This window comes from Streptomyces sp. NPDC060027, assembly GCF_042737005.1.
Taxonomy (GTDB): Bacteria; Actinomycetota; Actinomycetes; order Streptomycetales; family Streptomycetaceae; genus Streptomyces.
Genome location: NZ_JBHWVI010000107.1, coordinates 1 through 21,297 on the forward strand (window position 1 = coordinate 1; position 21,297 = coordinate 21,297).

Consider the following 21,297-nt stretch of genomic DNA (forward strand, 5'->3'; position numbering starts at 1 on the left):
GGACGGATCACCGTCCCGCACCCCACGCGTATGTGGGCCTTCGCACACTCTCCCTCCGCAGGTCAACAGCCAGTTGACGGCCGTTCTCGCCCCGTGGTGGACTGCCGGAGCCAAGTACGGCGGCATGAGAGGAAGCCGGTGCGAATCCGGCGCGGTCCCGCCACTGTCATCGGGGAAGAAACTCCCCGGGAGCCAGGAACTCTCACCGCCGGTCTCGTCGAACCAGGGCGTGGACACCCTGAGTGAGGACATATCGCCATGCGCGGCTGCCCGTTGCCCATTTCGCTGAGTACGAGGGTTCCACTCCACCCCACGGCCGGCTGACCCCGTGCGTGCCGATCGCGTCTTCGCGTACGGCGCCGCCGCCGGCCTCCTCGGCGACCTGCTGCTCGGTGATCCCCGCCGGGGGCATCCGGTCGCCGCGTTCGGGCGGGCCGCCGCGTCCGTGGAACGGGCGCTGTGGCGGGACGACCGCGGGCGGGGCGCGCTGCACACGGCGCTCTGCGTGGGCGGTGCCACCGGACTGGCCGCGCTCGCGCGCCGTGCCGTCCGTACCTCACCCGCCGCCTCCGTCGCGCTGACCGCCGCCGCCACCTGGGCCGTCGTCGGAGGGACCTCCCTCGGCCGTGAGGCGCGGGCCGTCGCCGGCGCGCTCGCGGCCGGTGACGTCGAGGTCGCCCGGGAACGGCTGCCGCATCTGTGCGGGCGTGACCCGCAGGCACTGGACGCCGACGGCGTCGCGCGTGCCGTCGTCGAGTCCGTCGCCGAGAACACCTCCGACGCCGTGGTGGGCGCTCTGGTCTGGGGCGCCGTCGGCGGTGTGCCGGGGCTCGTCGCCTTCCGCGCCGTGAACACGCTCGACGCCATGGTCGGCCACAAGTCCCCCCGGTACCGGCGCTACGGCTGGGCCTCCGCCCGGCTCGACGATGTCGCCGGCTGGCCGGGAGCCCGGCTGACCGCCGTCCTCGCGGCCGCGGCGGGGGGCGACGCGCGCGGCGCCGTGCGCGCCTGGCGCGCGGACGCCCGCAAGCATCCGAGCCCCAACGCCGGGCCCGTGGAGGCCTCGTTCGCGGGCGCGCTCGGCGTACGGCTCGGCGGCACGCTCGCGTACGGGGGACGGGTCGAGCACCGGCCCGTGCTCAACGAGGCGGGGCGCGCCGTCCACCTCCACGACATCGAACGGGCCGTACGGCTCTCCCGGCGCGTCGGCTGGCTCGCGCTCGGCGTGAGCGCCGCCGGACGGCTTCTGCTCACGGTTCTGCTCACCAGGAAGGGGCGCACCGCATGAGCGGCGGGCTGCTGATCGCCGGGACCACCTCCGACGCGGGCAAGAGCGTCGTGACCGCCGGGATCTGCCGGTGGCTGGTGCGCCAGGGCGTCAAGGTCGCGCCGTTCAAGGCGCAGAACATGTCCCTGAACTCGTTCGTGACGCGCGAGGGAGCCGAGATCGGGCGGGCGCAGGCCATGCAGGCGCAGGCCGCCCGGGTGGAGCCGACCGCGCTGATGAATCCCGTGCTGCTCAAGCCGGGCAGCGACCGCAGCAGCCAGGTCGTCCTGATGGGCCGTCCGGTGGGCGAGATGAGCGCGCGCGGCTTCTTCGGGACGTCCGGGTCCGCGGCGGAACCGCTGCCGGGCGCCGGGTCCCCCGGCGAAAGGCTGCGCGGGGGGCGCCAGGAAGCACTCCTCGGGACCGTCCTCGACTGTCTGGCTCAGTTGCGGGGCACGTATGACGCGGTGATCTGTGAAGGAGCCGGCAGTCCGGCCGAGATCAATCTGCGGCGCACCGACATCGTGAACATGGGGGTGGCTCGGAACGCGGGGCTTCCCGTGCTCGTCGTCGGTGACATCGACCGGGGCGGTGTGTTCGCCTCGTTCTTCGGGACGGTCGCCCTGCTGTCGCCCGAGGACCAGGCGCTCGTCGCCGGGTTCCTCGTCAACAAGTTCCGCGGAGACGTCAGCCTGCTGGAGCCCGGCCTCGACATGCTGCACGGCCTCACCGGGCGGCGCACCTACGGCGTGCTGCCCTTCCAGCACGGTCTGGGCATCGACGAGGAGGACGGGCTGAGGGTGTCCCTGCGCGGAGCGGTCCGCGAGTCGGCCGTCTCCTCCCCCGTCGGCGAGGACATCCTGCGGGTCGCCGTCTGCGCGATCCCGCTGATGTCGAACTTCACCGACGTGGACGCGCTGGCCGCCGAACCGGGCATCGTCGTGCGGTTCGTGGACCGCGCCGAGGAACTGGCCGACGCGGACCTGGTCGTCGTGCCCGGGACCCGGGGCACGGTGAAGGCGCTCCAGTGGCTGCGCGAGCGCGGCCTCGCGGACGCGATCGCGCGCCGGGCCGCCGAGGGACGGCCCGTCCTCGGCATCTGCGGCGGCTTCCAACTCCTCGGGGAGCACATCGAGGACGAGGTCGAGTCGCGCGCCGGCCATGTCGACGGGCTCGGACTCCTCCCCGTACGCGTGCGGTTCGCGCGGGAGAAGACCCTGACGCGGCCGGTCGGCGAGGCCCTCGGCGAGCACGTCGAGGGGTACGAGATCCATCACGGCGTCGCCGAGGTCACCGGGGGTACCCCCTTCTTGGACGGCTGCCGGGTCGGCTCCGTCTGGGGCACGCACTGGCACGGCTCCCTGGAGTCGGACGGTTTCCGGCGGGCCTTCCTGCGCGAGGTGGCCGCCGCCGCGGGCCGCCGCTTCGTGCCTGCCCCCGACACGTCGTTCGCGGCGCTGCGCGAGGAGCAGCTGGACCGGCTCGGCGATCTGATCGAGGAACACGCGGACACGGACGCGCTGTGGCGGCTCATCGAGTCGGGCGCGCCGCAAGGACTGCCTTTCATTCCACCGGGAGCGCCCGCATGAGCACAGTGTTGTTGTTGTCGACCGCCGACACGGATCTGCTGGCGGCCCGCGCCTCCGGCGCCGCCTACCGGATCGGCAACCCCACCCGGGTGGACGTCGCGGGCGAACTCCCCGCGCTCGTCGAGGGCGCGGACCTCGCCGTCGTACGGCTGCTCGGTGGCAAGCGAGCCTGGGAGGACGGGCTGGCCTTCCTGAGGTCGGCCGGCATCCCGACCGTGCTGCTCGGCGGTGAGTCGGTCCCGGACGCCGAGCTGATGGCCGAGTCGTCGGTGCCCGCGGGTGTCGTGGCGGAGGCGCTGCGGTATCTCGTCGAGGGCGGGCCGGCCAACCTGACCGAACTGGCCCGGTTCCTCTCCGACACCGTGCTGCTCACGGGCGAGGGCTTCGAGGAGCCGCGGAAGTCGGCGGAGTTCGGTGTCCACGGCGAGCGCGCCTTCGTCGAGGGCAGGCCGACCGTCGGCGTGCTGTTCTACCGGGCCCACGAGCTGTCCGGGAACACGGCGTTCGTCGACACGCTGTGCGACGCGATCGAGGCACGCGACGCCAACGCCCTCCCGGTGTACTGCGGTTCGCTGCGCGGAGCCGACCCGGCCCTGTACGAGATCCTCGGCCGGGCCGACGCGCTCGTCGCCACCGTCCTCGCGGCGGGCGGCACCCACGCCTCCGAGGCGTCCGCGGGCGGCGACGAGGAGGCCTGGGACATCGGGGCGCTCGCCGACCTCGACATCCCCGTCCTCCAGGGGCTCTGCCTGACCTCGTCGAAGAGCGCCTGGGACGCCTCGGACGCGGCCCTGTCCCCCATGGACGCGGCGATGCAGGTCGCGATCCCGGAGTTCGACGGCCGCCTCATCACGGTGCCGTTCTCCTTCAAGGAGCAGGGTCCGGACGACGTCCCGGTGTACGTCGCCGACCCCGAGCGGGCCGCGCGCGTCGCCGGAATCGCCCTGCGGCACGCCCTGTTGAAGCACAAGCCGAACGCGGAGAAAAAGCTCGGCATCGTCTTCACCGCCTACCCGACCAAGCACTCGCGGGTCGGCAACGCGGTCGGCCTGGACACGCCCGCCTCCGCCGTACGGGTCCTCGACGCGCTCCGGGACGCGGGCTACGCCCTCACCGAATACCCCGACAACGGCGACGAGTTGATCCACCGGCTCATCGCGGCCGGCGGTCACGACGTCGAGTGGCTGACCGAGGAGCAGCTCGCCGCCGCTCCGGCGCGCGTGCCGCTCGCGGACTACCGGGCGTGGTTCGAGACGCTCGACCCCGCGCTGCGCGAGGGCATGCTGGAGGCCTGGGGCGAGCCGCCGGGCTCGCTCTACATCGACGGCGACGACATCGTGCTGGCCTGCCTGGAGTTCGGGAACGTCGTCGTGATGATCCAGCCGCCGCGCGGCTTCGGCGAGAACCCGATCGCGATCTACCACGACCCCGACATGCCGCCCTCGCACCACTACATGGCGGCCTACCGCTGGCTGGAGAACAGTTTCGGCGCGGACGCGGTCGTGCACATGGGCAAGCACGGCACGATGGAGTGGCTGCCGGGCAAGGGACTCGGGCTCAGCGGCGGCTGCGCGCCCGACGCCGTCCTCGGCGAACTCCCCCTGGTCTACCCGTTCATCGTCAACGACCCCGGTGAGGGAACCCAGGCGAAGCGCCGCGGGCACGCCACCGTGGTCGACCACCTCGTACCTCCGATGGCCCGCGCGGACACCTACGGGGACCTCGCCAAGCTCGAACAACTCCTGGACGAGTACGCGCTCGTGTCCGACCTGGACCCGACGAAGGCCCCCGCGGTCCGTGCGCAGATCTGGACCCTCGTCAAGGCCGCCGAGCTCCATCACGACCTGCACGTCGACGAGCAGCCGGACGACGGCGACTTCGACGAGTTCGTGATGCACATCGACGGCTATCTGTGCGAGATCAAGGACGTGCAGATCCGCGACGGCCTGCACATCCTGGGCGGGGGTCCGGAGGCCGAGCCGCGGGTGAACCTCGTGCTCGCCGTGCTGCGCGCCTCGCAGGTGTGGGGCGGCGCGGCGAACGCGCTGCCGGGTCTTCGGGCCTGTCTCGCCGAGTACTTCGGCCTGGTGGAGAAGGAACTGCTCGCCGAGCCGGGCGCTCCGGTGAAGGTGCCCGTCGAGCTGACGGACCTGGTCGAGGGCCCGGCCCGTACGGCGGCCGACGCGATCGACCTGCTGGAGCAGCTGTGCCGCCGGGCGGCGCTGGGCATGGAGGAGCGTGGCTGGGACACGGCCACCGTCCCGGCGCTCGTGCGCGAGGTGCTGGGCGTCGAACTCCCCGACGCCGTCGCGGTGCTGGAGTTCGCCTGCCGCGAGGTCGTGCCGCGGCTCGCCCGTACGACGGACGAGATCGGGCACATCCTCAAGGCGCTGAACGGCGGTTACGTCCCGGCGGGTCCGTCGGGTTCGCCGACGCGCGGACTCGTCAACGTGCTGCCGACCGGCCGGAACTTCTACTCGGTCGACCCCAAGGCGATTCCTTCCAGGCTCAGTTGGGAGGTCGGGCAGTCCCTCGCGGACTCTCTCGTCCAGCGGTATCTGCAGGACACGGGCGCCTACCCGACGTCCGTGGGACTGACGGTCTGGGGCACGTCCGCCATGCGCACCCAGGGCGACGACATCGCGGAGATCCTCGCGCTGCTGGGCTGCCGCCCGGTGTGGGACGACGCCTCGCGCCGGGTCACCGGCTTCGAGATCGTCCCGCTCGACGAGCTCGGCCGCCCGCGCATCGACGTCACGGTCCGTATCTCGGGCTTCTTCCGGGACGCGTTCCCGCACGTCGTCGGGCTGCTCGACGACGCGGTGCGCGCGGTCGCCGAGCTGGACGAGCCCGCCGACCGGAACTACGTGCGCAAGCACGCCGACGAGGACACCGCCGAGCACGGTGACCGGCGGCGCGCGACCGCCCGTATCTTCGGCTCCAAGCCGGGCGCGTACGGCGCCGGTCTGCTGCCGCTGATCGACGCCCGCAACTGGCGCTCGGACGCCGACCTCGCCGAGGTGTACGCGGTGTGGGGCGGCTACGCCTACGGGCGCGGGCTCGACGGACGGGCGGCGCGCGGTGACATGGAGACCGCGTTCAAGCGCATCGCGGTCGCCGCGAAGAACGTCGACACCCGCGAGCACGACCTCGTGGACGCCGACGACTACTTCCAGTACCACGGCGGCATGGTCGCGATGGTGCGCCATCTGACGGGCGCGAGCCCGGAGGCGTACGTCGGTGACTCGGCCGTGCCCGACCAGGTGAAGACCCGCACGCTCGGCGAGGAGACGCACCGCGTGTTCCGCGCCCGGGTGGTCAACCCGCGCTGGATGGCCGCGATGCGCCGGCACGGCTACAAGGGCGCCTTCGAGATGGCGGCGACCGTCGACTACCTCTTCGGGTACGACGCCACGGCCGGGGTCGTGGACGACTGGATGTACGAGAAGCTCAGCGCGGAGTACGTCTTCGACGCGGAGAACCGGGACTTCATGAAGAAGTCCAACCCGTGGGCGCTGCGCGGTATCACCGAGCGGCTCCTGGAGGCCGCCGACCGCGGGTTGTGGGCCGAGCCGGACGCGGAGACGCTGGAGCGGCTGCGCGCCACCTATCTGGAGCTCGAAGGCGACTTGGAGGGCGACGACCAGTGAGTACCCCGTTCCCGTTCACGGCCGTGGTCGGCCAGGACGACCTGCGGCTCGCGCTGCTGCTGAACGCCGTGTCACCCGCCGTCGGCGGCGTGCTGGTCCGAGGCGAGAAGGGCACCGCCAAGTCGACGGCCGTCCGCGCGTTGTCGGCGCTCCTGCCGGCCGTCGACGTGGTCACCGGGTGCCGTTTCTCGTGCGATCCGGCCGCCCCGGACCCCGGCTGCCCCGACGGGCCGCACGAGGTGGAGGCGTCCACGACCCGTCCGGCCCGCATGGTCGAGCTGCCCGTCGGCGCGTCCGAGGACCGGCTGGTCGGCGCCCTGGACATCGAGCGGGCGCTCTCGGAGGGCGTGAAGGCCTTCGAGCCCGGACTCCTGGCCGACGCGCACCGCGGCATCCTGTACGTGGACGAGGTCAACCTCCTCCACGACCACCTGGTCGATCTCCTGCTGGACGCGGCCGCGATGGGCGCCTCGTACGTCGAACGCGAGGGTGTCTCCGTACGGCATGCCGCGCGGTTCCTGCTCGTCGGGACGATGAACCCCGAAGAGGGCGAGCTGCGGCCGCAGTTGCTCGACCGGTTCGGCCTGACGGTCGAGGTCGCCGCCTCGCGGGAGCCCGACCAGCGGGTCGAGGTCGTCCGGCGCAGGCTCGCCCACGACGACGATCCGGCGGCCTTCGCGGCGCGCTGGGCCGACGAGGAGTCCGCCGTGCGGGCCCGGATCGTGGCGGCCCGCGCGCTGCTGCCCTCCGTGCGGCTCGGCGACGGGCCGCTGCGGCAGATCGCGGCGACCTGCGCCGCCTTCGAGGTGGACGGCATGCGTGCCGACATCGTGATGGCGCGGACCGCGACCGCGCTCGCCGCGTGGGCGGGACGGACCGAGGTGATCGCCGAGGACGTACGGCAGGCGGCGCTGCTCGCGCTGCCGCACCGGCGGCGGCGCAACCCCTTCGACGCGCCGGGACTCGACGAGGACAGGCTCGACGAGACGCTGGAGGAGTTCGGCGGCTCGGACGGCGGGCCGGACGACGAGCCGGACCCCGACCCGGATCCGGACGGTCCCGGTGGCGGCGGACAGCCGCCGCAGGACGGGCCGGACGACGGCTCCCCCGCCGGTGACGTCCCCGCGCAGGGTGAGCCGTCGGACGACGGGCAGGCCCCGGCCGGGCAGGGCGCCGGCGAGCAGTCGCCCGTACGGGCCGCCGAACCCTTTCGCACGAAGACGCTGAGCGTGCCCGGGCTCGGTGAGGGCGCGGCCGGGCGGCGTTCGCGCGCGCGCACCGAGCACGGCCGGACGACCGGGTCGCGGCGTCCCCGGGGGACGCTCACCAAGCTGCATCTGGCGGCGACCGTCCAGGCCGCCGCCCCGCACCAGCTGGCGCGGGGACGGTCGGGACGTGGGCTCGTCGTACGGCGGGACGATCTGCGGCAGGCGACGCGCGAGGGCCGGGAGGGCAACCTCGTGCTCTTCGTCGTGGACGCCTCCGGGTCGATGGCGGCGCGGCAGCGGATGAGCGCCGTCAAGGGTGCCGTGCTGTCGCTGCTGCTCGACGCCTATCAGCGGCGCGACAAGGTGGGCCTGGTGACCTTCCGCGGGTCGGCCGCCGAGGTCGCGCTGCCGCCCACCTCCTCGGTGGACGCCGCCGCGGCCCGGCTGGAGTCCCTGCCGACGGGCGGCAGGACGCCGCTCGCGGCCGGGCTGCTGCGGGCGCACGAGGTGCTGCGGGTGGAGCGGCTGCGGGACGCCGCCCGGCGTCCGCTGGTCGTCGTCGTGACCGACGGGCGTGCCACGGGCGGGGCCGAGCCGGTCGCCACGGCCGAACGGGCGGCGCGGCTGTTCGCCGCCGACGGGGTCGCCTCGGTGGTCGTCGACTGCGAGTCGGGGCCGGTACGGCTCGGGCTCGCGGGCCGGCTGGCGGGGGAACTGGGCGGTACGCCGGTGACGCTGGACGCGCTGCGGGCGGATTCCATCGCCGGGCTCGTGCGGGATGTGCAGGGGACTTCGAGGAGGGCCGCGTAGTGCCGCAGGGACAGCCGAGTGTCGTACCGCAGGACGGCCTGACGACCCGTCAGCGTCGTAACCGGCCGCTGGTCGTCGTGCACACGGGGATCGGCAAGGGCAAGTCCACCGCCGCGTTCGGGCTCGCGCTGCGCGCCTGGAACCAGGGGTGGCCCATCGGGGTGTTCCAGTTCGTCAAGTCGGCGAAGTGGAAGGTCGGCGAGGAGAACGCGCTGCGCGTGCTCGGCGCCTCCGGCGAGGGCGGCACCGTCGACTGGCACAAGATGGGCGAGGGCTGGTCCTGGGTCCAGCGCGACGCCCAGATGGACAACGAGGAGAAGGCCCGCGAGGGCTGGGAGCAGGTCAAGCGGGACCTCGCCGCCGAGACGTACCAGCTGTACGTGCTCGACGAGTTCGCGTACCCGATGCACTGGGGATGGATCGACACCGACGAGGTCGTCGCGGTGCTGCGGGACCGGCCGGGCACCCAGCACGTGGTGATCACCGGCCGCAACGCCCCGGAGAAGCTGGTCGACCTCGCCGATCTCGTGACCGACATGTCCAAGGTCAAGCATCCGATGGACGCCGGCCAGAAGGGCCAGAGGGGCATCGAGTGGTGACGTCCTCCGTTCCCCGGCTGGTCATCGCCGCGCCCTCCTCGGGCAGCGGCAAGACCACCGTCGCCACGGGGCTGATGGCCGCCTTCGCCTCGCGGGGGCTCGCCGTGTCCCCGCACAAGGTGGGGCCGGACTACATCGACCCCGGGTATCACGCGCTCGCCACCGGGCGCGTGGGGCGGAATCTCGACGCCTACCTGTGCGGCGCGGAGCTGATCGGGCCGCTGTTCGCGCACGGGGCGCGCGGGTGCGATCTCGCGGTCGTGGAAGGCGTGATGGGGCTGTACGACGGGGCCGCGGGCGAAGGCGAACTCGCGTCCACGGCCCATGTGGCGAAGCTGCTGCGGGCGCCGGTGGTGCTGGTCGTCGACGCGTCCTCGCAGTCGCGGTCCGTGGCCGCGCTGGTGCACGGGTTCGCCTCCTGGGATCCCGAGGTGCGGGTCGCCGGCGTCATCCTCAACAAGGTGGGGTCCGACCGGCACGAGTCCATGCTGCGGGAGGCGCTGGACGCGTCCGGGGTACCGGTGCTGGGGGTGCTGCGGCGGGCGCCGCAGGTGGACACGCCGTCGCGGCACCTCGGTCTCGTGCCGGTCGCCGAGCGGCGGGCGGAGGCCGTCTCGGCCGTCGCGGCGATGGCCGCGCAGGTCGCCCGAGGGTGCGACCTGGACGCGCTGGCGGCGCTGGCGCGGAGTGCCGGTGCGTTGTCGGGTGCGGCCTGGGACGCCGCCGAGGCCGTCGCGTTGCCCACCCACGACCACCGGACTCGCTCGACCGGGAAGCGGGGGCCACTGGTGGCCGCCGCGGGCGGGGAGGCGTTCACCGACCATCCGACCCGCTCGGCCGGGCAGCGGGCGCCGGTGGTGGCCGTCGCCGGTGGCCCGGCGTTCACCTTCTCCTACGCCGAACACGCCGAACTGCTCACCGCCGCCGGGGCCGAGGTCGTCACCTTCGATCCACTCCGGGACGAGCAACTGCCCGACGGAGCCGGCGGGTTGGTCATCGGCGGCGGATTTCCCGAGGTGTACGCGCCCGAGCTGTCCGCCAACGAACCGCTGCGCAAGGCGGTGGCCGAGCTGGCGTTCGGCGGGGCGCCGGTCGCGGCCGAGTGCGCCGGACTGCTGTACCTGGCCCGGGAACTGGACGGGCGGCCCATGTGCGGGGTCATCGACGCGGAGGCCCGGATGCACGAGCGGCTCACCCTCGGCTACCGGGACGCCGTGGCCGTCAGTGACAGCGTGCTCGCCGCGGCCGGCACCCGGATGCGCGGGCACGAGTTCCACCGGACCGTCGTGGAGCCCGGCGCCGGGGCGGCTCCCGCCTGGGGGGTGCGCGCCCCCGAGCGGCGCGTCGAAGGATTCGTGCAGCACGGCGTGCACGCGAGTTATCTGCACACGCACTGGGCGTCCGAGCCCGGTGTGGCCCGTCGGTTCGTGGAGAGGTGCCTGACGTCATGAGCAGCAAGCTGATCGGAGTCGGGGTGGGCCCCGGCGACCCGGAGCTGGTGACCGTCAAGGGCGTCAACGCTCTGCGCGCCGCGGAGGTCGTCGTCGTCCCCGTGATGGACACGGGCGAGCGGGGGCGGGCCGAGGCGACCGTCCTGCACTACGTGCCCGGGGAGAAGGTCCTGCGGGTCGTGTTCGCGCTCAACGAGCGGAGCGACCGGGGCCGGCGCGAGGCCGCCTGGGACGCCGCCGGCGCGCGGGTCGCGGACCTTCTCGGCCGGCACGCCACGGTCGCCTTCGCCACCATCGGCGACCCCAACGTGTACTCGACCTTCACCTATCTCGCCCACACCATCGGGGAGCTGGTTCCCGGCACGGTCGTGGAGACGGTGCCGGGCATCACCGCCATGCAGGACCTCGCCGCGCGGTCGGGGGCCGTTCTCACCGAGGGGACCGAGCCGCTCACGCTCGTCCCGGTGACCGCGGGGGCCGCCGTGCTCAAGGACGCGCTGAACGGGCCGGGCACGGTGGTGGCGTACAAGTTCGGGCGGCAGGCCCGGGAGGTCGCCGAGGCACTGCGGGACAGCGGGCGGATCGACGACGCCGTCTGGGGTTCGGCGCTCGGCCTCGAGGACGAGTCGATCCGGCCGGCGGGCGAACTCGACGGGGAGCCGCTCCCCTACCTCTCGACGCTCATCGCGCCCGCGCGCCGCGACGGGAAACGCGGCGGCAAGCTGTGACCCGCGCCCACCGTGCGGCTCCGGCCCGCGCGGCGTCCCGCACGGGCTCGGCGCGCCCGGGCCGTCCGGGCCGCCCGGGCCGCCCGGCCGGCCCGGCGGCCCACACCGGCTCAGGACGCGATGCCCACCACCAGCCAGATGAAGGCCACGCCCGCGACCGTGCACAGCAGGGTCGAGCGGGCGGGGTGCTCGTGGTGCGCCTCCGGAAGGATCTCGGCGGCGGCGAGGTAGAGGAGCGCGCCGCCGAACAGGCCGAGATAGCCGCCGAGCAGCGGCTCGGGGATGGTGACGAAGAGGGTGGAAGCGGCGCCGATCATGGGGGCCGCCGCGTCCGCGTACAGCATCAGCAGGGCCTTGCGGCGGGCGTTCCCGTACAGGCTCGTGATCGTGTACGTGTTGAAGCCGTCCGCGAAGTCGTGGGCGATCACCGCGAGGGACACCGCGAGCCCCATGCCGCCGCCGACCTGGAAGGCGGCGCCGATCGCGACGCCGTCCATCGCGCTGTGGCCGACCATGGCACCGGCCGCCGTGAGGCCCACCTCGGGCGCGCGTCCGTCGTTCTCCTCGCCGCCGTGCGCGGCCTGGCGGTGGGCCAGCAGGCGTTCGACCAGATGGGCCAGCAGAAAACCGGCCACGAAGAGGAGCAGCGCGGCCGGCACACCGAACACCTCGGTGCCCGCCGCGGCCAGCGCCTCCGGGAGCAGGTCGAGGCCGACCACGCCGAGCATCAGGCCGCCGGCCAGGCCGAGGACCAGATGGCGACGGTCGGTCACCCGCTGTGCCGTCCAGCCACCGGCCAGCGTCATCAGGAACGCGCCGAGCGCGACGAGGACCGCCATAGGCCCTTGCTATCCGATCAACGCCCGTTCGCGCACCTCCGGCGACGGCCCCGCGCCCACTGAACCTGTCGCAGCACCCGAGATCTTTCGTAGGAGAGGACCGATTCCCATGGCCGATGCCCCCACCGGCAAAGTGACCTTCGTCGGTGCCGGCCCCGGCGCCGCCGACCTGCTGACGTTCCGCGCCGCGCGCGCCATCGCCGACGCCGACGTCGTGATCTGGGCGGCGAGCCTGGTGCAGGCCGAGGTCCTCGACCACGCGCGCGAGGGCGCCGAGATCCTCGACTCCGCGACGATGTCGCTGGAGGACGTCGTCGCCGTGTACGAGCGGGCCCGGGCCGAGGGCCTGCGGGTGGCGCGGATCCACTCCGGCGACCCGGCCCTGTGGGGCGGTACGCAGGAGCAGGTCGACCGGTGCGCCGAGCTCGGCATCGAGACGGAGATCGTGCCCGGTGTCTCGTCCTTCTCCGCGGTGGCCGCGCTCGCGCAGCGCGAGCTGACGATCCCCGAGGTGGCGCAGTCCGTGATCCTCACCCGGCTCGGCGGCGGCAAGACGCCGATGCCGCCCGGTGAGGACGTACGGGAGTTCGCGCGGCACGGCACGACGATGGCGCTGTTCCTGTCGGCGGCCCGCAGCGGCCAGCTCGTGCGGGAGCTGCTGGAGGGCGGCTATCCGACGACCACGCCGGTCGTGGTCGCCTACCAGGCGACCTGGCCGGAGGAGCTGATCGTGAAGTGCACGATCGGCACGCTGGAGGAGACCGTCAAGGAGCACAAGCTCTGGAAGCACACCCTCTTCCTGGTCGGCCCGGCGCTCGACGCGAGCGGCACCCGCTCGCACCTCTACCACCCCGGCCACTTCCACGGCTTCCGCAAGGCCGACCCGCAGGCGCGCGCCGAGCTGCGCGCGGCGCGCCGGGGCAGTGCGCAGGGTCCCGCGTCGTGAGCGTCGACGTCGTCGGCGCGGAAGGGGAGTCCGTCGGCGCGGAGGGGGAGTCCGTCGTCCCGGCGGACCGCTCCGTGGTGATCACCGTCGTCGGTACGGGCACGGGGGCGCCGCTGTCCCCGGACGCCCGGGGCGTGCTCGCGGGGGCCGGGCTGGTCGTGGGTGCCGGTCGCCATCTGGCGGCGGCCGGGCTGCCCGAGCGGGCCGAGCGGGTGGTCCTCGGACCGCTGGCACCGGCTCTCGACCGCATCGAGCGGTACGCGGACGACGGGGCGCTCGGCGGCCCGGTCGTGGTGCTCGCCTCGGGCGACCCCGGGTTCTTCGGGATCGTACGGGCGCTGGCCGAGCGGTTCGGGGCGGAGCGGCTGGACGTGCGCCCCGGCGTCTCGTCCGTGGCGACCGCCTTCGCCCGGCTCGGGCTGCCCTGGGACGACGCGGTGGTGGTCAGCGCGCACGGCCGTGACCTGCGTACGGCTGTCCAGATCTGCCGGTCGCAGCCCAAGGTGGCCTTGCTGACCGGTCCGGGGTCCGGGCCCGCCGAGCTGGGCACCGCGCTCGTCCACCGGGGAGCGGAGCGCGTCCTCGTCGTGGCGAGCGCCCTGGGCGACCCGGAGCGCGAGCGCGTCGAGCGGGTCACACCCGCCGAGGCCGCCGCCCGCGACTGGGGCACGGCGGTCAGTGTCGTGCTGTGCCTGGACGAGTCCCGTGCCCTCGCTCCGGTGCGGACCGTCGCCGGGCCTCGTCCCGGGCCCGACCGATGGGCCCTGGACGAGGGCGAGTTCGCCCATCGCGACTCGATGATCAGCAAGTTCGAGGTACGGGCGCTGGCGCTGGCCCGGATCGGACCGCGGCTCGGCGAGCTGGTCTGGGACGTCGGCGCGGGCTCCGGTTCCGTCGCCGTCGAGTGCGCGCGGTTCGGCGCCGCGGTGACCGCGGTCGAGAAGACCCGGGACGGCTGCGACCGCATCCGCGCCAACGCCGCCGCGCACGGCGTGGACGTGCGGGTCGTGCACGGGGCCGCGCCGACGGTGCTGTCCGACCTGGACGATCCGGACGCGGTGTTCATCGGCGGCGGCGGACGCGAACTGCCCGCCATCGTCACGGTCTGCGCGCGCCGGGCCCGGCGGTCCGTCGTGATCGCCATGGCCTCGCTCGACCGGGTCCCGGCCGCGCGGGACGCCCTCACCGCGGCCGGGTTCGCCTGTGACGGCGTCCTGCTGCAGTCGTCGCGGCTCGCCCCGCTGCCGGGAGACGTCTCCCGGCTCGCGGCGACCAATCCCGTTTTCGTGCTGTGGGGCGTCCGGCCTCCGGCCCGTACCGAAGGAGTCCCCCAGTGATCGGCCTGATTTCCGCCACGGCGGCGGGCGCGGCGGCCCGTGACCGGCTGGCCGCCGCCTGGCCCACGCGTGCCCGGGTGTACGACGGGTCCGTGGCGGACGCCGTGCGGCGGGCCTTCGCGGAGTGCGAGCAGGTGGTGTGCTTCCTCGCCACCGGCGCGGTCGTACGGCTCGTCGCGCCGCTCCTCGTCGACAAGGGGTCGGACCCCGGGGTGGTGTGCGTCGACGAGGCCGGACGGTTCGCCGTGTCGCTGATCGGCGGTCACGCGGGCGGGGCGAACGAACTCGCCCGCGAGGTCGCCGAGTTGCTCGGCGCCGAGCCGGTGGTGACGACGGCGACCGACGCGGTGGGCGTGCCCGGCCTCGACACCCTGGGCTTCCCCGTGGAGGGCGATCTCGCCGCGGTCTCACGGGCCATGCTGGACGGCGAACCGGTCGTGCTGGAGGCGGAGTTGGACTGGCCGCTGCCCGCGCTGCCGCCGAACGTGGGGAGCCCGGCGGAGTCGGGCGCCGCCGTCCTCCGGATCTCCGACCGCGACCGGGAACCGGCCGCGCGCGAGGTCGTCCTGCGCCCGCCGTCGCTCGTCGTCGGGGTCGGCGCCTCCCGGGGCGCGCCCGTGGAGGAGGTCCTCGGGCTCGTCGAGGAGACCCTGCGGGAGGCGGGGCTTTCCGTGAGGTCGGTCGCCGAACTCGCCACCGTCCACGCCAAGTCCGAGGAGCCCGGCATCCTCGGGGCCGCCGCGCGGCTCGGGGTCCCTGTCGTCACGTACAGCGCCGAGGAACTGGCGGCGGTGGCGGTCCCGAACCCCTCCGAGGCACCGCTCGCCGCCGTCGGCACCCCGTCCGTCGCGGAGGCCGCCGCGCTCGTGGGCCGGGGTGAACTCCTCGTCCCCAAGCGGAAGTCGGTGCGGGCGGACGGCCGGCCCGCGATGGCGACCTGCGCGGTGGTGCGCCGGCCGGGCCGCGGGCGGCTCGCGGTCGTGGGCCTCGGCCCCGGAGCCCGCGATCTGCTCACGCCGCGCGCGACCGCGGAGCTGCGGCGGGCCGCGGTGCTCGTCGGGCTCGACCAGTACGTCGACCAGATCCGCGATCTGCTCCGGCCCGGCACCCTGATCCTGGAGTCGGGACTCGGTGCCGAGGAGGAGCGGGCGCGCACGGCGGTGGCCGAGGCGCGGCGCGGACAGGCCGTGGCCCTGATCGGCAGCGGCGACGCGGGCGTGTACGCGATGGCGTCGCCTGCGCTGGCCGAGGCGTCCGACGACATCGACGTCGTCGGGGTGCCGGGCGTGACCGCGGCGCTCGCGGCCGGGGCGATCCTGGGCGCACCGCTCGGCCACGACCATGTGTCGATCAGCCTGTCCGACCTGCACACGCCGTGGGAGGTCATCGAGCGCCGGGTGCGCGCGGCGGCCGAGGCCGACATCGTCGTGACCTTCTACAACCCGCGCAGCCGGGGCCGGGACTGGCAGCTCCCCAAGGCGCTCGCGATCCTCGCGGAGCACCGGGAACCGGCGACGCCGGTCGGTGTGGTGCGCAACGCCTCCCGCCCGGACGAGTCGAGCCGGGTCACGACGCTGGGGTCCCTGGATCCGGCGATCGTCGACATGATGACCGTGGTGACCGTGGGCAACACCGCGACCCGTGAGATCGCCGGGCGCATGGTGACGCCGCGCGGCTACCGCTGGCAGGAGGAGGCCAAGTGAGCCAGGTGTTCCCCGGGACCCGGGTCGTGCACCCCATCGAGCAGGAGTCCTTCCGGCGGCTGCGCGCCCGCCTGGACACCTCGCACTTTCCGCCGCTGACACGTGCCGTGGTGGAACGGGTGATCCACTCCGCCGCCGACCTGGAGTACGCGGACGACCTCGTCACCGACGAGGGCGCCCTGCGCCGGGCGCACGCGGCGCTGCACGCCGGGGCACCCGTCGTGGTGGACGTCGAGATGGTGGCGGCGGGCATCACCCGCCGGTCCACCGTCTGCCGCCTCAAGGACGCGGAGTCGGGCCCCGGCCTGACGCGTTCGGCGCACGCGGTCCGGCTCGCGTACGAGGAGGTCGGGCCCGGCGCGCTGTGGGTGATCGGCTGCGCGCCCACCGCCCTGGAGGAGCTGCTGCGGCTGGACGCCGGTCCGGCGCTCGTCATCGGTCTGCCCGTCGGTTTCGTCGGCGCGGCCGAGTCCAAGGCCGCGCTCCGCGAGAGCGGCCTTCCCGCCGTCAGCAACGTGTCCGAGAAGGGCGGTTCGGCGGTCGCGGCCGCCGCGCTCAACGCCCTGCTGTACCACCCCGTTCCCCAGGCCGCCCAGGCCTCGACGACCGCCGAGGCCACCTCGGCCGCCAAGGAGACATCGTGACCACCCCGCCCCCCGCGCTGCTCATCGCCGGACACGGCACCCGGGACGAGGCCGGAGCCGAGGCCTTCCGCTCCTTCGTAGGGGAGTTGGGGCGCCGCCACCCCGAACTGCCCGTCGCCGGAGGGTTCATCGAGCTGTCGCCGCCGCCGCTGGGCGACGCCGTGAGCGAACTGGTCGGGCAGGGGGTACGGCGTTTCGCCGCCGTACCCCTGATGCTGGTGTCCGCCGGGCACGCCAAGGGCGACATCCCGGCGGCGCTGGCCCGTGAGAAGGAGCGGCACCCCGGGATCTCGTACACGTACGGGCGTCCGCTGGGCCCGCATCCGTCGCTGCTCGCCGTGCTGGAGCGACGGCTGGACGAGGCCCTCGGAGGGACCGCCCGGACGCCCGAGGACCGGGCCGATGTGACGGTGCTGCTCGTGGGCCGCGGGTCCACCGACCCGGACGCCAACGCCGAGGTGCACAAGGCGGCCCGGCTGCTGTGGGAGGGCCGGGGATACGCGGGCGTCGAGACGGCGTTCGTGTCGCTGGCCGCCCCGGACGTGCCGTCCGGTCTCGACCGCTGCGTCAGGCTGGGCGCGCGCCGGATCGTGGTCCTGCCCTACTTCCTGTTCACCGGCATCCTTCCGGACCGGGTGCGGCGGCAGACGGAGGGTTGGGCCGCCGCGCACCCGGAGGCCGAGGTGCGCTCCGCCGACGTCATCGGCCCCGAGCCCGAGCTGCTCGACCTGGTCATGGAGCGCTACCGGGAGGCCGTCCAGGGCGATCTGCGGATGAACTGCGACTCCTGCGTGTACCGGATCGCGCTGCCCGGTTTCGAGGACAAGGTGGGGCTCCCCCAGCAGCCGCACTTCCACCCGGACGACGACGGGCACCACGACGGACACGGTCACCACCATCACGGGGGACACACCCACTCCCATGCGCACTGAAGAGGCCGCCGAGGGCGGGCACGATCTGCGGCATCACGGGGACGCCGAGGTGCGGGACGACGGTTCGGCGCTCACCGATCTCGCCGTGAACGTCCGCGCGGACACACCGCCCGGGTGGCTGCGCGAACGGATCGCCGCGTCGCTGACCGGGCTCGCCGCCTATCCGGACGGGCGGGCCGCGCGGGCCGCGGTGGCGGCGCGGCACGGGCTGCCGGTGCAGCGGGTGCTGCTCACGGCGGGTGCCGCGGAGGCCTTCGTGCTGCTCGCGCGCGCCCTGAGGGTACGGCGACCGGTCGTCGTGCATCCGCAGTTCACGGAGCCGGAGGCCGCGCTGCGGGACGCCGGCCACACGGTGGGCCGGGTGCTGCTGCGTGAGGAGGACGGCTTCCGGCTCGACGCGTCCGCCGTCCCCGAGGACGCCGACCTCGTCGTGATCGGCAATCCGACCAATCCGACGTCGGTCCTGCACCCGGCGGCGGCCATCGCCGAACTGGCCCGCCCCGGGCGGGTGCTGGTGGTCGACGAGGCGTTCATGGACGCGGTGCCGGGTGAGCGCGAGGCCCTGGCCGGGCGGACGGACGTGCCCGGTCTCGTCGTGCTGCGCAGCCTCACGAAGACATGGGGTCTCGCCGGGCTGCGGATCGGCTACGTGCTCGCAGACCCCGGCACGATCGCCCGACTGGAACGCGCCCAGCCGCTGTGGCCGGTCTCCACGCCCGCCCTCGCGGCGGCCGAGGCCTGTGTGTCCTCGCAGGCGCTCGCGGAGGCGGCGCACGCGGCGCACCGGATCGCCACGGACCGGGCCCATCTGGTCGCGGGGTTGCGGGAGTTCGCCTGCTCCGACGGGCTGCGCGTGGTGGAGCCCGCGGAGGGTCCCTTCGTCCTGGTCCGGCTGCCGCGGGCCGCCGGTGTGCGGCGGGCCCTTCGCGGTCTCGGGTTCGCGGTGCGGCGCGGGGACACGTTTCCCGGGCTCGGGGACGAATGGCTGCGGGTCGCGGTGCGGGACCGGGCGACGGTCAACCGGTTCCTGCAGGCGCTGGACCGGGCGATGACCTTGAGCGGCGCCGAGCCGGGGTCTGCTCCGCCCCCGCCCAGCCCCGGGCTGCCGCCCCGGTCCTCCGCTTCGACCTGAACGGCCGTGCCGTCCTCGGGCACCACCCGAACTGAGCCCCCTCAGCCCACCCGGCCCCCGAGAAGCGAACCCCGGACGAACCCTCCGGGCAGCAAGCCCCGCGCGAGACCCTGCCGGGGGCCTCGGGTGGTGGGGGTCAGTTTCGGCGGCGGCGGGAGAGGATGACGGCTCCGCCGCCCGCGGCGAGCAGCGCCACCGCGCCGGCGGCCAGGTACGGCGTCGTGGAGCTGCCCCCGGTCTCGGCGAGGCCCTCCTCCGCGGGAGCGCCCTGCGGTGTCACCTCGGCCACCGGGTCGGCGGGTGCGGCCTCCTGGGCGACGGGCTCCGGCGCCTCGCAGGTCGCACTCGCCAGCTTCAGCGTGCCCTCCACCTCGGCCACGTTCAGCTTCAACGGGTTGATGGACACCTTGAGTTCGAGCGCGGACGCGGCGGCCGTACGGGTGGTGGTCTCGGTCTTGGAGAGGTCGAGCCGCACCTCGCCGACCCCGGGGACCTTCACCTGTGTCGGGCCCCCCGTCGTCAGCGTCACCTTCTTGCCGAGAACGGTGACGGATCCCAGCAGGTTGGCGGTGGCGACGGGCTTCTTCCCCGCCTCGCAAGTCGCCTTCGAGGTCACCTCCTCGACCTCGATGAGCGACAGCAGCGGCAGCCCGGGGACATGGACGGCGGCGTGCGCGAGACGGGTGGCGCCCTCGGCCTTCCCGGCGGAGACGGTGGCCTTGGCGGTGGCGACGTCCGCGCGCAGCACGCTGAACGGACGTCCGCCGTCGACGCCGTCCAGCCGGGCGGTGAGCGCGGTCTTCTCGGCACTGTTCGGTGCCTGCACCTCGTTCAGGGAGACCGCGAGCGGGACGTTCACGGTCTTGTTGAGGAGGGACACGTCGAGTCCGGTCCGGAGCACGACGGCGCTCGCGCGACCGTGGTCGGTGGTCGCGTGGGCGGAGCCCGCGCCGGCCAGCGCGGTGGGACCCGCGGCGAGGACGGTGGCGGCCGCGGTGACGGCGAAACGGCGCGCGGGCATGCGGTGGTTGATGCTGTTCAAGGGTGGGACCCCCATAGGAGAAAGCCTGGGACCCGGAAAGAATTACGCACTGAGAGTGAACAGTCAGCCACCTGACGTGAGTTCACTCCAACGTGGGTTCTTAGCGCACGCCTTCGAATCCCGAGGCACGGGTGTTCCCCATCGTCACTCGGTCAACACCCCGGGGAGAACGCGCTGGTTGACGCGCCGGTCGGCGGCCGTCCGACGCGCCGGAGCACACCCGGCGGTGCGTAACGAGCGCGCCACCCCGTTCGTCACGCTCCGTCAACCCCGCCCACGTCAGCCGTGACAGCCGTGTCAGCCGACGATCCGCCCGTTGAGGACCACCCGCCGCGGAGCCGCCAGGACCCGTACGTCCGCGCGCGGGTCACCTTCGTAGACCACGAGGTCCGCGGGCGCCCCCTCGTCGAGGCCGGGCCGCCCGAGCCAGCGCCGTGCGCCCCAGGTGGTGGCGGAGAGCGCCTCGACGGGTGGGATACCGGCGGTGACGAGCTCGGCGACCTCGCCCGCGACGAGCCCGTGCGCGAGGGAGCCGCCCGCGTCGGTGCCGACGTAGACGGGGATTCCGGCGTCGTACGCGGCGCGCACGGTGTCATAGCGGCGTTCGTGGAGGCGTCGCATGTGGGCCGACCACCGGGGGAACTTCGCCTCGCCGTCGGCCGCGAGCCGCGGGAAGGTGGCGATGTTCACGAGGGTGGGGACGATGGCGACGCCGTGCTCGGCGAAGAGCGGGACGGTGTCCTCCGTGAGGCCCGTGGCGTGCTCGACGCAGTCGATGCCCGCCTCGACCAGGTCGCGGAGCGAGTCCTCGGCGAAGCAGTGCGCGGTGACACGGGCGCCGAGCCGGTGCGCCTCGGCGATCGCCGCCTCGACGGCGTCGCGGGGCCAGCAGGCGCTCAGGTCGCCGGTGCCCCGGTCGATCCAGTCCCCGACGAGCTTGACCCAGCCGTCGCCGCGCCGGGCCTCCTGGGCGACGTACGCGACGAGGTCCTCGGGCTCGATCTCGTGGGCGTAGTTGCGGATGTAGCGGCGGGTGCGGGCGATGTGGCGGCCCGCGCGGATGATCTTCGGGAGGTCCTCGCGGTCGTCGACCCAACGGGTGTCGGAGGGCGAGCCGGCGTCCCGGACGAGGAGGGTGCCGGCGTCGCGGTCGGTCAGCGCCTGCTTCTCGGAGACGTCCGCGGGGACCGGGCCGTGGGCGTCGAGCCCGACATGGCAGTGCGCGTCGACCAGGCCCGGCAGCGCCCAGCCCTCGACGGTGCGGAGATCACGGGCGCCGCCGGGGCGCTCGTACGAGATCCGGCCGCCGACGACCCACAGCTCGTCGCGGACGTCGTCGGGTCCGACGAGGACCCGTCCCTTCACGTGCAGTACCGGGTGATCGCTCATGGAAAGAACCTTAGTGAGGCGGCTCCCCCGG

General features: G+C 74.2%; 16 protein-coding genes and 1 riboswitch. Of the genes, 13 read left to right on the forward strand and 3 right to left on the reverse strand.

Annotated elements, in window-relative coordinates; all coding sequences use genetic code 11:
• Positions 1–79: 79 nt before the first annotated feature.
• Positions 80–223: riboswitch (cobalamin riboswitch) on the forward strand.
• Positions 224–328: 105 nt separating this feature from the next.
• From ACFWBT_RS24700 to cobI, 7 genes are read left to right on the forward strand one after another with little or no spacing between them, the layout of a single operon-like run.
• Positions 329–1,288, forward strand: a complete 960-nt coding sequence (locus ACFWBT_RS24700) for a cobalamin biosynthesis protein (RefSeq protein ID WP_385704005.1) — start codon at positions 329–331, stop codon at positions 1,286–1,288.
• Entirely contained in the window at positions 1,285–2,856 is a 1,572-nt protein-coding gene (locus ACFWBT_RS24705) for a cobyric acid synthase (protein WP_385704007.1), read from the forward strand. The genes ACFWBT_RS24700 and ACFWBT_RS24705 overlap by 4 nt, the downstream gene beginning before the upstream one ends.
• Positions 2,853–6,506, forward strand: coding sequence for a cobaltochelatase subunit CobN (gene cobN / locus ACFWBT_RS24710; RefSeq protein ID WP_385704008.1), 3,654 nt, complete (start codon positions 2,853–2,855; stop codon positions 6,504–6,506). The genes ACFWBT_RS24705 and cobN overlap by 4 nt, the downstream gene beginning before the upstream one ends.
• Positions 6,503–8,524: a putative cobaltochelatase gene (locus ACFWBT_RS24715; protein ID WP_385704010.1), complete on the forward strand. Its 2,022-nt coding sequence runs from the start codon at positions 6,503–6,505 to the stop codon at positions 8,522–8,524. Before cobN ends, ACFWBT_RS24715 begins: the two co-directional genes overlap by 4 nt.
• Positions 8,524–9,123 carry a cob(I)yrinic acid a,c-diamide adenosyltransferase gene (gene cobO, locus ACFWBT_RS24720; protein ID WP_385704012.1) on the forward strand — a complete coding sequence of 200 codons (600 nt, stop codon included), beginning with the start codon at positions 8,524–8,526 and terminating at the stop codon, positions 9,121–9,123. The genes ACFWBT_RS24715 and cobO overlap by 1 nt, the downstream gene beginning before the upstream one ends.
• Positions 9,117–10,574, forward strand: coding sequence for a cobyrinate a,c-diamide synthase (locus tag ACFWBT_RS24725; protein ID WP_385704014.1), 1,458 nt, complete (start codon positions 9,117–9,119; stop codon positions 10,572–10,574). The genes cobO and ACFWBT_RS24725 overlap by 7 nt, the downstream gene beginning before the upstream one ends.
• Positions 10,571–11,302 carry a precorrin-2 C(20)-methyltransferase gene (gene cobI / locus ACFWBT_RS24730; protein WP_356468934.1) on the forward strand — a complete coding sequence of 244 codons (732 nt, stop codon included), beginning with the start codon at positions 10,571–10,573 and terminating at the stop codon, positions 11,300–11,302. Before ACFWBT_RS24725 ends, cobI begins: the two co-directional genes overlap by 4 nt.
• A gap of 110 nt (positions 11,303–11,412) precedes the next feature.
• Here the strand turns inward: cobI and ACFWBT_RS24735 are convergent, their stop codons facing one another.
• Entirely contained in the window at positions 11,413–12,141 is a 729-nt protein-coding gene (locus ACFWBT_RS24735) for a ZIP family metal transporter (RefSeq protein WP_385704017.1), read from the reverse strand.
• Between the two features lie 109 nt (positions 12,142–12,250).
• On the opposite strand from ACFWBT_RS24735, the gene cobM reads away from it, so the two are divergent.
• The 6 genes from cobM to cobC all read left to right on the forward strand — a co-directional run bounded on the left by cobM (position 12,251) and on the right by cobC (position 18,835).
• Positions 12,251–13,087 (forward strand): precorrin-4 C(11)-methyltransferase, encoded by an 837-nt coding sequence (gene cobM, locus ACFWBT_RS24740; RefSeq protein WP_385704019.1) that lies wholly within the window; start codon positions 12,251–12,253, stop codon positions 13,085–13,087.
• 77 nt (positions 13,088–13,164) lie between these two features.
• Positions 13,165–14,424, forward strand: a complete 1,260-nt coding sequence (gene cbiE / locus ACFWBT_RS24745) for a precorrin-6y C5,15-methyltransferase (decarboxylating) subunit CbiE (RefSeq protein WP_385704052.1) — start codon at positions 13,165–13,167, stop codon at positions 14,422–14,424.
• A complete protein-coding gene (gene cobJ / locus ACFWBT_RS24750) occupies positions 14,421–16,127 on the forward strand; it encodes a precorrin-3B C(17)-methyltransferase (protein ID WP_385704022.1) in 1,707 nt (568 codons plus the stop codon). Before cbiE ends, cobJ begins: the two co-directional genes overlap by 4 nt.
• Complete coding sequence (locus ACFWBT_RS24755) at positions 16,124–16,771, forward strand: precorrin-8X methylmutase (protein ID WP_385704024.1); 648 nt, start codon at positions 16,124–16,126, stop codon at positions 16,769–16,771. The genes cobJ and ACFWBT_RS24755 overlap by 4 nt, the downstream gene beginning before the upstream one ends.
• On the forward strand, positions 16,768–17,703 hold the full coding sequence (locus ACFWBT_RS24760) for a sirohydrochlorin chelatase (RefSeq protein WP_385704026.1): 936 nt from the start codon (positions 16,768–16,770) through the stop codon (positions 17,701–17,703). Before ACFWBT_RS24755 ends, ACFWBT_RS24760 begins: the two co-directional genes overlap by 4 nt.
• Positions 17,693–18,835, forward strand: coding sequence for an Rv2231c family pyridoxal phosphate-dependent protein CobC (gene cobC, locus ACFWBT_RS24765; RefSeq protein ID WP_385704029.1), 1,143 nt, complete (start codon positions 17,693–17,695; stop codon positions 18,833–18,835). The genes ACFWBT_RS24760 and cobC overlap by 11 nt, the downstream gene beginning before the upstream one ends.
• Positions 18,836–18,971: 136 nt before the next feature.
• Here cobC and ACFWBT_RS24770 read toward each other — a convergent pair whose 3' ends face one another.
• Positions 18,972–19,877: an SCO1860 family LAETG-anchored protein gene (locus ACFWBT_RS24770; RefSeq protein ID WP_385704032.1), complete on the reverse strand. Its 906-nt coding sequence runs from the start codon at positions 19,875–19,877 to the stop codon at positions 18,972–18,974.
• Positions 19,878–20,174: 297 nt separating this feature from the next.
• On the reverse strand, positions 20,175–21,266 hold the full coding sequence (locus ACFWBT_RS24775) for an amidohydrolase family protein (protein ID WP_385704034.1): 1,092 nt from the start codon (positions 21,264–21,266) through the stop codon (positions 20,175–20,177).
• Between the last annotated feature and the right edge of the window lie 31 nt (positions 21,267–21,297).

Coding starts and splice junctions, on each gene's coding strand:
- ACFWBT_RS24705 (WP_385704007.1), top strand. CDS start 1,285: ATGAGCGGCGGGCTGCTGATCGCCGGGACCACCTCCGACGCGGGCAAG.
- cobN (WP_385704008.1), top strand. CDS start 2,853: ATGAGCACAGTGTTGTTGTTGTCGACCGCCGACACGGATCTGCTGGCG.
- cobI (WP_356468934.1), top strand. CDS start 10,571: ATGAGCAGCAAGCTGATCGGAGTCGGGGTGGGCCCCGGCGACCCGGAG.
- ACFWBT_RS24735 (WP_385704017.1), bottom strand. CDS start 12,141: ATGGCGGTCCTCGTCGCGCTCGGCGCGTTCCTGATGACGCTGGCCGGT.
- cobM (WP_385704019.1), top strand. CDS start 12,251: ATGGCCGATGCCCCCACCGGCAAAGTGACCTTCGTCGGTGCCGGCCCC.
- cobC (WP_385704029.1), top strand. CDS start 17,693: ATGCGCACTGAAGAGGCCGCCGAGGGCGGGCACGATCTGCGGCATCAC.
- ACFWBT_RS24775 (WP_385704034.1), bottom strand. CDS start 21,266: ATGAGCGATCACCCGGTACTGCACGTGAAGGGACGGGTCCTCGTCGGA.